The organism is Brachybacterium atlanticum (assembly GCF_025669985.1).
Classification (GTDB): Bacteria; Actinomycetota; Actinomycetes; order Actinomycetales; family Dermabacteraceae; genus Brachybacterium; species Brachybacterium conglomeratum.
In genome coordinates this window covers 1-12,344 of the sequence record NZ_JAKJJW010000009.1, presented here as the reverse complement: position 1 = coordinate 12,344, position 12,344 = coordinate 1, and the positions used below count along the sequence as shown (strand labels likewise).

9 protein-coding genes are annotated in these 12,344 nt (G+C 74.4%); 4 read left to right on the top strand and 5 right to left on the bottom strand.

Features of this window, described 5'->3' with window-relative positions; genetic code table 11:
* Positions 1 to 84: 84 nt before the first annotated feature.
* Positions 85 to 1,083 carry a UDP-glucose 4-epimerase GalE gene (gene galE / locus L3K22_RS06105; RefSeq protein WP_263310597.1) on the bottom strand — a complete coding sequence of 333 codons (999 nt, stop codon included), beginning with the start codon at positions 1,081 to 1,083 and terminating at the stop codon, positions 85 to 87.
* Positions 1,084 to 1,224: 141 nt separating this feature from the next.
* Entirely contained in the window at positions 1,225 to 2,685 is a 1,461-nt protein-coding gene (locus tag L3K22_RS06100; protein WP_263310596.1) for a GuaB1 family IMP dehydrogenase-related protein, read from the bottom strand.
* Between the two features lie 121 nt (positions 2,686 to 2,806).
* On the opposite strand from L3K22_RS06100, the gene L3K22_RS06095 reads away from it, so the two are divergent.
* A complete protein-coding gene (locus tag L3K22_RS06095; protein WP_263310595.1) occupies positions 2,807 to 5,731 on the top strand; it encodes an LCP family protein in 2,925 nt (974 codons plus the stop codon).
* Positions 5,732 to 5,869: 138 nt separating this feature from the next.
* On the opposite strand, the gene L3K22_RS06090 is transcribed toward L3K22_RS06095, so the two are convergent.
* Complete coding sequence (locus L3K22_RS06090; RefSeq protein WP_263310594.1) at positions 5,870 to 7,297, bottom strand: mycothione reductase; 1,428 nt, start codon at positions 7,295 to 7,297, stop codon at positions 5,870 to 5,872.
* A 352-nt stretch (positions 7,298 to 7,649) separates the two neighbouring features.
* Between L3K22_RS06090 and L3K22_RS06085 the strand changes: the two genes are divergently transcribed.
* From L3K22_RS06085 to L3K22_RS06075, 3 genes are all read left to right on the top strand, one after another.
* Positions 7,650 to 8,522 carry a C40 family peptidase gene (locus L3K22_RS06085; RefSeq protein WP_263310593.1) on the top strand — a complete coding sequence of 291 codons (873 nt, stop codon included), beginning with the start codon at positions 7,650 to 7,652 and terminating at the stop codon, positions 8,520 to 8,522.
* 234 nt (positions 8,523 to 8,756) lie between these two features.
* Positions 8,757 to 9,611, top strand: a complete 855-nt coding sequence (locus L3K22_RS06080; RefSeq protein WP_263310592.1) for a putative RNA methyltransferase — start codon at positions 8,757 to 8,759, stop codon at positions 9,609 to 9,611.
* A gap of 79 nt (positions 9,612 to 9,690) precedes the next feature.
* Positions 9,691 to 10,533, top strand: a complete 843-nt coding sequence (locus L3K22_RS06075) for an HAD hydrolase family protein (RefSeq protein ID WP_263310591.1) — start codon at positions 9,691 to 9,693, stop codon at positions 10,531 to 10,533.
* Here L3K22_RS06075 and L3K22_RS06070 read toward each other — a convergent pair.
* Positions 10,530 to 11,357, bottom strand: a complete 828-nt coding sequence (locus tag L3K22_RS06070) for a hypothetical protein (RefSeq protein ID WP_263310590.1) — start codon at positions 11,355 to 11,357, stop codon at positions 10,530 to 10,532. The two genes, L3K22_RS06075 and L3K22_RS06070, sit on opposite strands and share 4 nt — an antisense overlap.
* A 113-nt stretch (positions 11,358 to 11,470) precedes the next feature.
* Positions 11,471 to 12,344 (bottom strand): C40 family peptidase (locus tag L3K22_RS06065; protein WP_263310589.1); only part of this gene is annotated, 874 nt, incomplete at its 5' end.

Below are 12,344 nucleotides of genomic sequence, written 5' to 3'. Positions count from 1 at the left end.
GACTCCCCACGCAGAGTCCCACGCAGAACGGCGCCCCTGCTCCTCGTGGAGCAGGGGCGCCGTGGCATCAGGCGGCAGGTGGTCTCAGGCCTCGGGATACGCCTCGACGTCGCGCGTGATCCCCGCCGAGCGGGCCTCGACCGCGGAGCGCACGATGTCGTCCAGGCCGTGCTCGGACTTCCATCCGAGGGTCTTCGCGATGCGGTCGGCGGAGCAGATGAGCCGCGCGGGGTCGCCCGCGCGGCGCTCCCCGATCTCGGGGGTGATCTCGATGCCCTTCGCGCGGGCGATCGCCTCGATCACCTCGAGCACGCTCGAGCCCTCGCCGGTGCCGACGTTGAAGGTGCGGTGGGGCCGCTCCTCGCCGCGCAGGTAGTCCAGCGCCGCGATGTGGGCGTGGGCGAGGTCGAGCACGTGCACGTAATCGCGGATGCAGGTGCCGTCGGGCGTGTCGTAGTCGTCGCCGAAGACGATCGGGGCCTTCCCCTGCTCGAGACGGTCCAGCACGATCGGGACCAGGTTCATCACGGCCGTGTCCGCGAGCTCGGGCCAGCCGGCCCCGGCGACGTTGAAGTAGCGCAGGGCGACGGTGCGCATGCCGTGGGCGCGCTCGGCATCGGCCAGCATCCACTCCCCCACGTACTTGGTCGCGCCGTAGGGGTTGATCGGCTGCGGGGCGAGGTCCTCGGTGACCAGGTCCACGTCCGGCACGCCGTAGACGGCGGCGGAGGAGGAGAAGACCACGTCCCGCACCCCGGCGCTCGCACAGGCCGCGAGCACGTTGGCCAGGCCCGCGATGTTGTCGTGCCAGTACATCTCCGGGTTCTCGACGGACTCCCCGACCTGCTTGTGGGCGGCGAAGTGGATCACCGAGTCCGCGCCGGAGGCGCGCAGGTGGAAGGCGAGCTTCTCGCGCGCATCGGGCAGGGTGACGTCGAGCTCGATGAGCTCGGCCCCCTCCGTCCGGCTGCGCAGGCCGGTCGAGAGGTCATCGACCACGACCACCTGCTGCCCCTGCTCCAGGAGGAGTCGCACCACGTGCGACCCGATGTATCCGGCACCACCGATCACGAGAGTCGTCATGGTCCGAAGCCTACCGGCCGCCGCCGCGCGCCCCGACCTCCCCACGCCCGGCGGGCCTGCGGGCGGCGGCCGACCGGGCAGGCCGCTGCGGGCGCGGCGGGGCGACCGCTCGGGAGGCTCCGCCCGGCCACCCGGCGTCGGTCAGCTCCAGGAGCTGGCGACCGGACGGCCCTCGGCATAGCCGGCGGCGCTCTGCAGCCCGATCACGGCCCGCTCGCGGAACTCCTCGGTGCTGGCCGCGCCCGCGTAGGTGAAGGAGGAGCGCACCCCGGCGGTGATCTCGTCGAGGAGGTCCTCGACGCCGCCGCGGCCGTCGGCGAGGTACATCCGGGAGGTGGAGATGCCCTCCTCGAACAGGCCCTTGCGGGCCCGGGCGAAGGCGTCCTCGTGGGCGGTGCGGTGGGAGACGGCCCGCTTGGAGGCCATGCCGAAGGACTCCTTGTAGCGTCGGCCGGACTCGTCGGTGCGCATCTGCCCGGGCGACTCGTAGGTGCCCGCGAACCAGGAGCCGATCATCACGTTGGAGGCGCCGGCGGCGAGCGCGAGGGCGACGTCGCGGGGATGGCGCACGCCGCCGTCGGCCCAGACGCTGCCACCCAGGCGGCGGGCCTCGGACGCGCACTCGAGCACGGCGGAGAACTGGGGGCGGCCGACGCCGGTCATCATGCGGGTGGTGCACATGGCGCCCGGGCCCACGCCGACCTTGACGATGTCGGCGCCGGCCTCGATCAGCTCGCGGGTGCCCTCGGCGGTGACGATGTTGCCCGCGGCCAGGCGCACGGCCGTCCCCTCGCGGGGGCCGAGCTCCGTCCGTGCGGTGCGGATCGCCTCGATCATCTTGTCCTGGTGGCCGTGGGCGGTGTCCAGCACGATCACGTCCGCGCCGACGTCGACGAGGTCGCGGACCCGGCCCGCGACGTCGGCGTTGATCCCGACGGCGACAGCGATGCGCAGGCGGCCCTCGGCGTCGGTGGCCGGGTGGTAGATGGTCGAGCGCAGCACGCCGGTGGCGGTGAGCACTCCGCGCAGCACGCCCTCCGCGTCGACGACCACGGCGGCGTCGTGGTGGGTCGCGGCGATGCGGGCGTGCAGGCGCGAGGGCTCGACCTCGAGGTCCTCGGGGGTCAGGATCGGCACGTCGGTGCTGAGCTCGTCGCCGACCTGGGCGAAGGAGTCCCGCCCGGCGATCTCCTCGGCGGAGATGGTGCCGAGGGCGCGGCGGTCCTCGTCGATCACGACGACGATGCCGTGGGGGCGCTTGGGCAGCAGGTCCGCGGCCTGGCCGAGGGTGCCGTCGACGGTCAGGGTGAGCGGGTGGTCCACGAGCAGGTCCCGGGACTTCACGGAGCGGACGATCGAGTCGATGCGCTCGGGGGCGAGGTCCTGGGGAAGGACGGCGAGGCCGCCGCGGCGCGCCATGACCTCCGCCATGCGACGTCCTGTGACAGCGGTCATGTTCGCGGCGATCAGCGGGATCGTGGTGCCGGTGCCGTCGTCGCTGCCGAGGTCTACGTCGAAGCGGGAGGTGATCGCGGAACGACCGGGCAGGAAGAAGCAGTCGTCGTAGGTCAGGTCGGTCGTCGGGGTATGGGCCAGGCGCATGGGCACCATGCTACGCACGGTGCGCGAGAGCGGTCCCGTGCGGTGCTCGGGAGCGGACCTCCACGAGGTCCACACAGCGATCTGCGCGTCCTGTCGCGGGCATATCCCTAGGATGTGGCGTATGACGGACCCCTTCTCGGCCCCGCGCCGCAGCCGCCGTCGGTCCGGACGGCACAGGCAGCAACCGGTCCGACGCTCGGAATCCACGCCGCTCCCCAAGGAGCAGGCTCGACGGAACCGTGACGCGGCCTTCGGCGCCCCGAACCCCAAGCGCATCTGGATCGACGCTGCGGCGACGCCCGCCCCCGCGCCCTCGGCACCTGAGGCGCCGGCCGACGAGCCGACCGCAGACGACCGACCTGCCGACGCGCGCCCCTCGGACACCGTGCCCGCCGGCACCCCACGAGTCGACCAGCGCTCCGCCGAGCCGCGGGAGGCCGACGCCCGGACCGACGAGGCGCGTCCGGCGGAGGCCCCCGCACCCCGTGCCACGACTCCTTCGAGCTCCTCGCGCACTGTCCGAGGCGCACGGTCCGCGTCGCGGGCGTCCTCGGCCTCGACCGGCTCCCTGCCGCACACCGCCGAGCGCCGCTCCTTCCCGGGCGCCGCACCTCGCTCGGACGAGCCTGCCGCGGCGGCCTCTGCGACCAACGGCGTCACGCCGTCCTCCTCGGGAGCGGAACAGACCGGTGCGTCCGCGCCGCGGGGGCCCGAGCGGGCCGTCCCGCGCCGGCCCCGTGGACGGCGCGCCGCCTTCCCACTCGAGCAGCTCGAGACCTCCGCCGACGGCGGCCCGGGCGCGTCGGCACCGTCCCCGTCCCCGCGCGGACGGCGTGCAGCGGGCGTCCCGACCCCGGCCGACGGGGCGACGCCGGCGAGCGCCACCCCCTCCGGGAGCGGCTCCGCCGCTGCCCCCTCGGGCACCGCATCCGCCCCGAGCACCGCAGCCGGCTCCGGCACCGCGGCGGCCGCGGGCACCGCGGCGGCGGACAGCGCCTCGGCGGCGGACAGCGCCTCGGCGGCGGGCTCTGCGACCTCCTCCCCGCAGGACGCCTGGATCACGTCCGACCAGACGCCCCCGCCGGCCGAGGCGCCTCTAGCCCCCGGTCACGAGGTCGCCCCCGTCGTCCCCTCCCCCACGGAGCCCGAGGACGATGCGGAGCACGCCTCCCCCCACGACGAGGAGAACGCCCTCGCGCACGACCGCGCCGCACCGTGGGACGAGGACCGCGAGGAGGACCGGGACCGTCCGGTCGCCGTCGCCGCGGCCGCTCTCGGGGCAGGAGCCGGGGCCACCGCCCCGAGCACCGGCACCGCAGCCTCCGGCGCCGCGAGCACCGGTGACGTCGGCGGCGGCGCGAGCCGCGAGAGCGGCGGCCAGGGCGCCGGTCGGGGCGGAGAGGCCTCGGGCGGAGGCCGCAGCGGTTCCGGCGGCTCCGGCGACTCGCGCTCCGGCGGGGACCGTCCCTCGTCGGACGACGGCTCCCTCGCAAAGGTCGCCGGCTGGACCGTGCTGACCTCCGCGCTGCCCGGCTCCGGCCTCGTCACCACGCGGATGCGACAGATCGGCGTGATCATGCTCGCCGTGCTCCTCCTCGCGGTCGCGACGATCGCGGCGGTCCTCGTGATCGGCGACCCGCTGCGGATCGCGGCGACCCTGGGCACCCACCGCGGGGTGCTGATCGGCGCGCTCCTCGTGGTGGTGGTCGTCGGCCTCGTGTGGTGCCTGCAGATCGTGCTGGCGAACCTCGCCCAGACCACCAAGGAACGGCTCGAGGGCGCGAAGCGCTATCTCGCCCTCGCCCTGGCGGCCGTGATGGTCATCGCGGTCGCGGTGCCCTTCGGCCGCGGCGTGCAGTCCCTCTGGGCGCTGCAGGGCCTGTTCGGCTCCACGAGCGTCTTCGGCGGCGACGGCGAAGGGCTCGCCGAGGGCCCGGACCCGTGGGCGGACACCCCGCGCCTGAACATCATGCTCCTGGGCCAGGACGCCGGCGCCGACCGCACCGGCACCCGGCCGGACACCATCATGGTCGCCTCGATCGACACGGAGACCGGCCAGACCGCCCTGTTCTCCATCCCCCGCAACCTCGAGAACGTCGAGTTCCCCGAGGGGACGGTCGCCGCGGAGGAGTTCCCCGACGGCTTCGACTACTACGGGAAGAACGAGAACCTCATCAACGCCGTGTGGGCGTGGGCCGAGGAGAACAAGAACCTGTTCCCGGGCGATCCCGAGCCGGGCCTGACCGCGACCCGCTGGGCCGTCGAGGAGACCCTCGGGATCTCCACCGACTACTACGCGATGGTGAACCTCAAGGGCTTCGAGGACCTCGTCAACGCCCTGGGCGGCGTGGACCTCGTCGTCGAGCGGCGGATCCCGATCGGCGGCGGCGCGAGCGAGGTCGAGGGCTACATCGAGCCCGGCGAGCAGAAGCTCGACGGCTACCACGCGCTGTGGTACGCCCGCTCCCGCGAGGGCTCCGACGACTTCAACCGCATGTGCCGCCAGCAGCGCATCGTGCGCGCCGTGAGCGAGGAGGCGGACCCCACCTCCCTCGCGCTGTCCATCCCGCGCCTGGTGACCGCGACCGAGGAGAACATCCAGACCGACATCCCCGTGGGCAACGTCGACGCCTTCGTGGAGCTCGCTCTGCGCATCAAGGACGGCGGCTTCACCTCCTACCCGATCACGCAGGACGTCACCTTCTCCGGGAACCCGGACTGGGAGTACCTCGAGGAGTGGACGGATGCCTCGATCAAGGACTCGATGAAGAACGACCCGCCGGAGTCCGTGGAGGGCGAGACCGAGCCCGGCTCGACCGAGCCCGCGGAGACCGGCGCCCCGCCGGAGGAGGACACCGCCACCACCGAGGAGCCGACCGCCGAGGCGACCACCACGGAGGAGGAGACCACCACCGAGGAATCCACCACCGAGGAGGAGTCCTCGAGCGCGACGACCTCGGCGCCCACCGAGGAGGCCACCCCGACGGACGCGCCGGAGATCGAGCAGGACCCGCTGAAATCCTGCCTGCCGGGCGCGGAGGGCTGAGGACCTCCCTCGACGCGGGGAGCCGGGGGCGGCCCGGGGCAGATGCCCCGGCCGCCCCCGTTCAGTGTGCCGGGAGACCGACGGTGGTCGGTCCGCGAGCCGGATCAGTCCGCGAGCGGGATCGGTCCGCGAGCCGGATCAGTCCACGAGCTGGAGCAGCGCGTTCTCGATCAGCTCGGGCATCGCCGGGTGGATCCAGTACTGGGTGGTGGCGATGTCGCGGGCGGTCTGCCCGGTGCTCATCGCCTGGATCAGCAGCTGGATCAGCGTCGTCGCCTCGGGGCCGATCAGGTGGGCGCCGAGGATCTCGGTGGTCTCCGCGTCCGCGATGATCTTCGCGAAGCCGGTGGTGTCCTCCAGCGCCCAGCCGTAGGCGATCGAGGCGTACTCCTGCACCGCCACGCGCACCTCGCGGCCGCTCGCGCGCGCGGTCTCCTCGTCCATCCCCACCCAGGCGACGTGGGGATGGGTGAACACGCCGCTCGGGACCGGCATCGTGTCGGAGCGCCGCAGCTGCTCGGGGTGCAGCACGTTGTGCCGCACGATCCGCTGCTCGTGGTTCGCGACGTGCTTGAGCTGGTGGGGGCTGGAGAGGTCGCCGAAGGCGAAGACGCCCTCGCGCACCTCTCCCCCTGCGAGGACGCGCTGGTACGCGTCGACCTCGACGCGGCCGTCCTCGGCCACGTCGATCCCCGCGGCCCGCACATCCAGCAGGTCGGAGTTGGGGCGGCGGCCGACGGCGACCAGCAGCTCCTCGGCCCGCAGCGTCTCCTCGCGGCCCTCTCGCGTGCCCCGCAGCTCGACCCCGACGGCCGTGCGCCGGGCCGAGGTGGTGTCGAATCCGGTCACCAGGCGCACCCGCTCGCCAAGGATCTCGGTGAGGCGCGCGGAGACGTCGGCGTCGGCGGCGCGCAGCACCCGCTGCGAGCGGGCGATCAGGGTGACCTCGACGCCGAGCGCGGAGAGCACGTGCGCCATCTCGACGGCGACCACCCCGGAGCCGAGGATCGCGAGGGAGGCGGGCAGCGCCTCCACGCGCATGATCGTGTCGGAGGTGTGCGGGGCGAGGTCCGCGAGCCCGTCGATCGGCGGGAGGACGGGGCGGGAGCCGGCGCCGAGCACGATGGTGTCGGCGGTGATCCGCTGCCGGCTGCCGTCGTTGCCATCGACCAGCAGCTCCTTCTCCCCCACGAAGCGGGCGGTGCCGCGCAGCAGGGTGAGGTTCGCGTTGTCCTCGTGGTCGCGGCGGTAGGCCTCGCCGCCGGCGGTGATCGGGTCGATGCGCCCGAAGATGCGGTCGCGGATCGCCGGCCAGTCCACGTGCTGCAGCTGCTCGGTCAGGCCGAAGCGGGCCGCGTCCGCGGGGGTCGCCGCGAGATCCGCGGTGTGCACGAACATCTTCGTGGGGATGCAGCCCAGGTTCAGGCAGGTCCCGCCGAACACGCGGTCGGGGCCGACGCCCCGATCGATCTGCACGATGGTGCGGTCGGCGAGGTCGGGGCCCGGGAAGGAGTTCGCCGAGCCGGAGCCGATGAGGGCGATGTCGTAATGGGTCGTCTCAGTCACCGCCTCAGGCTAGCCCCGCGCCGATGCCGATGATGTGGCCCAGATCCCCCATGGACCGTCAAGTCACACCAAGTCGCACCATGCTCGCCCGGCGCGGGCAAAACCTCGTTCAAAACGAGGGGGCGGCCCTTTCAACTCGGTGTTCCTCCCCGGGGCCCGGCTCCTATCGTGGATGCCACGTCCACAGCCCATCGGCCCGGCACCCGCCCCGCGGTGCGGCCGCGCGGCACGGGAACGGCCTCCCCGCCCGGGGAGCCGGGCACGATCCCCCTCCCCGAGGGTCGTCACCGCAGGACGCACGGACCAGCAGGACACCCGCCTCGCCCCGAGGCCGTTAGGAACACACCGCATCATGGCTCTGAACAACTCGCACCGCGCGCTCGGCCGCGCCCGCACCCCTCTCCTCCCCGCCCGCCGCGCCGCGGCCGGAGCGGGCGGCGCCGCCGTCCTCGGTTCGGTGCTGCTCGGCACCGCCTTCACCGGCGGCGCCGCCCACGCGAACGACCTGGCGCTGATGGAGGACTCCCCCTCCTCGCAGTCCACCTCCGCCGAGCAGGCCCCGGCCGCCGACACCGCCTCCACCTCGGCCGAGACCTCGGCCGAGACGCTGCGCCGCGGCGACTCCGGCGCCTCCGTCGAGCAGCTCCAGTCCGCGCTCAACGACCGCGGCGCCGACCTGCCCGTCACGGGCTTCTTCGGCTCGATGACCGAGGACGCGGTCCAGGACGTCCAGTCCTCCGCCGGCATCGCCGTGGACGGCGTGGTCGGCCCCGACACCCGCGCCGCCCTCGAGGGCGGGAGCGGCTCGGTCGACTCCGGCTCCGAGGCCACCATCTCGACCACCTCCGCCCCCGCCGGCAGCGCCGCGGTCAGCACCGCCTCGACCTCCACCTCCGGCAATGCGATCGTCGACGCGGCCCGCACCGCCCTCGGCACCCCCTACGCCTGGGGCGAGTCCTCGCTCAGCGGCATGGACTGCTCGGGCCTGGTGGCCTACGCCTACGGTCAGGCAGGCATCGACGTGCCCCGCACCAGCAGCCAGCAGGCCGCCGCAGGGCAGAGCATCTCGCAGTCCGAGCTGCAGCCCGGCGACCTCGTGGTGTGGCCCGGCCACATCGCGATCTACTCCGGCGACGGCAAGATCATCGACGCCTCCGGCTCCAAGCAGCAGGTCGTCGAGCGCCCGATCTGGGGCAACCCGACCGGTTTCGTCACCTACCGCTGAGCCCACCGGCTCGCCCGCCGAGCCCTGGCTCCCTCGCCGAGGCGCTCGGCACCACCGCGCCGCAGGCCCGGTCCCCTTCCACGGGGCCGGGCCTGCCGCGTGTGCCGGGTGAGCGGAAGAAGCCGATCGGCGGCGGACCCGGCGCCTTCTCGAGCAGGCCCGGGCGACCGGCGGCGCTCCGGGCACGTCAGCCGTCCGAAGAGTCCGGCGGCGACGGGACGTACGCTGTCGGTCGTGTCCCGTCCCGTCCCCGCCTCCCTGCTCCCCTGGCTCGACGCGCTGCTGTGCCCCCACTGTCGGGAGCCGTTCGCGCTCACCGATCGCACCCTCCGCTGCCCGAGCGGCCACAGCTTCGACCTGGCCCGCGCGGGGTACGTCTCGCTGCTGCCCGGCAGCGCCCCCATCAGCGGGGACGACGACGACATGGCCCGGGCCCGGGACTCCTTCCTCTCCACCGGCGCGTACGACGCCCTGCGGGCGCTCACCGCGGATCTCGCCGCCCGGGCGCTCGAGGGCACGGACGATCCGCGCGTGCTCGACATCGGCTGCGGCACCGGCCACTACCTCTCCTCGGTGCTGGACCGCGTCCCCGGGGCGCAGGGGCTCGGCGTGGACACCGCACCGCGGGCCCTGCGCTTCGCCGCCCGCGCCCACGACCGGGCCGCCGCGGCCGGCTGGGACGTGTTCTCGCCCTTCCCCCTGCGGGATGCGGGCGTCGACCTCGTGATGGACGTGTTCGCGCCGCGGAACCCGGCGGAGTTCGCGCGGGTGCTGCGCCCTGGCGGGCACCTGCTGGTGGTGCGGCCCGCGGCCGAGCACCTGGCCGAGCTGCGCGAGCACGTGCCGGGGATGGTCCGGCCGGACCCGCGCAAGGAGGAGCGGCTCGCCGAGGCGCTCGCTCCGCACTTCACCGTCGAGGACTCCCGACCGCTGCGGCTCACGGTCGCCCTCGACGACGCGATGGCCCGCGACCTGGTCGCGATGACCCCCAGCGCCCGCCACGTGGACCTCGCCGCCCTCGACGGCCGCGGCGGGGCGCCCCGCGAGGTGACCGTCTCGGTGCTCGCCAGCCTGTACCGTCCGCGCTGAGCGCTCGCCGCTGCCACCCAGGCTCGATGCACCCCCTCGCCTAGGCTGAGAGTCCCCTCCGTCCCACCCCAGGAGCATCGTGTCCTCGTCCACCCCCTTCCGCCGCCGTGCCGCCTTCCTCGACTTCGACGGCACCCTCGCCGAGAGCGGAGTCGTCCCGCGCGCCCAGGCCGAGGCGGTGCTCGCCGCCCGCGCGGCCGGCCATGCGATCCTGCTGAGCACCGGACGGCCCGCCTCGATCGTCGCCCCTGACGTCGCCGCGCTGTTCGACGGCATGATCACCTCGGCGGGCGGGCACCTCCGGATCGGCGAGGAGCTGCTGCGCGATGTGCGCTTCCCCGCCGCGCTCGCCCGGCGCACGGTCGAGCTGCTCGAGGCGCACGGCGCCGCCTATGCGCTCGAGGCGCCCGAGGCGCTGTGGTGCTCGGCCTCGTCGGCCGATCGGCTCGAGCGTCGCCGCCGCGGGGCGCCCGTCCCCGCCGCGGGCGAGCGGGGGCGGGGCTTCGCCGACATCCTCGAGGCGATCTCGGTGCCCGAGGATCCGGCCTCCGTCTCCTTCGCGAAGATCTCGGTGTGGAGCTCGCCGGTGCCGATCCAGCAGCTCGCCGCGGAGATCGGTCCCGAGGTCGGGGCGCTGCCGAACTCGATCTCGGAGGACGGCCGCGGCTCCGGGGAGCTGCACCTCGCCGAGGTCGACAAGGCCGACGGGCTGCGCCTGGCGGCCGAGCACCTGGGGGTGGGCATCGAGGACACGGTCGCGGTGGGCGACGGACCGAACGACCTGGGAATGCTGCGGGCCGCGGGCACGGGCGTCGCCATCCGCGGCTCCCGTCCCGAGGTGCTCGCCGCGGCGGACATGGAGGTCGCTCCCCCGTCCGAGCACGGCGTGGAGGAGGCGTTCGCCCGCCTCGGCATGCTCTAGCTGCTGCGGCGCAGCCCGATCAGCACGAGCCCGGCGGCGGCGACCAGCGCACCGGCCCCGAGCATGATGACGCCCTGGGGCATCACCTCGGCGGCGAAGCGCTGCTCGAAGACCTGCACGATCGGGCCGAGGAACACCGCCTGGTCGACGGCGTCGGGGACGAGGCCCTCGATGCGGGTGGTGAGCAGCCAGGTCGCGAGCCCGGCGAGCACGGCGCCGATCCCGGCGAGCGTGAGCATGAGGCGACGGTGCCCGGCGACGAGGACCGCGAGCACGGCCAGGCCCAGGGCGATCGGGCCGGCCCGGTGCGCCCAGGGGTCCAGCACCGTGGCGCGATGCAGCAGCGGCACGTCGGGGATGCTGGCCAGGGTCACGCTCGCCTCCCCCGGGCGGGGCAGGTCGTCGATCAGCGGCAGGGTGTCCTCGACCCCGGTGAGCAGGGAGTCGACGAGCGGCAGCAGGTCCACGTCCAGGGGCGAGGCGCCGGGGGTGAACAGCGCACCGTGCAGCTCGACCATCGCCCGGTCCCACACCTCCGTGTAGGCCTCGGTGCCGGTGACCTTCGAGGCCTGCTCCTGGAGGAGCGGCGTGGCCCGGTCGGCGACGAACCCGGGGACGAGCTCGTGGTCCAGCGCCTCGTCCACGGCGCTGTCGGTGAGGGAGCGCTGCAGCGTGGCGTCCTCGGCGAGCGGCTGGGTGATCGCGAGGAACCCCTCCTGGTCCACGACGTTGCGCTCGATCCATGCGCCGGGCAGCCAGAGGGCGCCGAGCAGCGTCGCCGCGGTCAGCAGCAGGACGGAGAGCAGGTCGCGCAGGGAGGACACCAGGACACGGTACCGCCGTGCCTCTCGTCCGTCGCCGTGTCCTCCCCCACGCATGTCGACGGCCCCGCCTCGCCCGGGAGGGGCGCGGCGGGGCCGTCGAGGGGCAGGGTCGTTCAGCCGCCGATGCGGATGAAGGTCCAGCTGCCGGAGTAGATGTTGCGCTCGGAGGTGTCCACGCGGCTGTTGCCGGCGTCGACGAACTGGTTGCCGCCGGCATAGATGCCGATGTGACCGGGCTTGTAGACGAGGTCTCCGGGGCGGGCCTCGGAGCGCGGGATCACGGTGCCGGCGGCGGCCTGGTCGCCCGCGCCGCGGGGAAGGCTGATGCCGTGCTGGGCGTAGACCCACTGCACGAAGCCGGAGCAGTCCCAGCCCGACGGGGAGGTGCCGCCGTAGACGTAGGGGGTGCCGATGCCGGAGCGGGCGGTGGCGAGGATGGAGCTGCCCTTGGCGGCGGAGGGGGCCGGGGCGGACTTCTCCTGCTCCTCGGAGGAGCTGCTCTCGGAGCGCTCGGAGCTGCGGGAATCGTCCGAGCTGCTCTCCTGCTGCTCGTCCTCGGCCGGCTCCTCGCGCTCGTTGGAGCGGGAGGAGGTCTCCGCGGAGTCGTCCTCGCGGGTCTCGGTCTGCTCGTCGGCGGACTCGGTCTCCTGCGCCTCGGCCTGCTCGTCGGCGGACTCGGTCTCCTGCGCCTCGGCCTGCTCTTGCTCGGCCTGCTCCTGCTCGGCCTGCTCCTGGGCGGCCTGCTCGGCGGCCTCGCGCTCGGCGGCCTCGGCGGCGGCGATCTCCTCGGCGGTCGGGCCGACCTCGACGGAGAAGGCGGTGCCGGCGGCGGGGGCGAGGGCGGCGACGGCGGCCTCGTCCCCGGCGCCCTCAGCATCCTCGGCACCGCCCGCGGCGGGGATGCCGACGGCGGGGGCGGCGACGGCGGGCAGCACCGCGGCGCCGGCGTCGGCGCGGGGGGGCTCGGCCTGAGATCGGAAGAGCGTC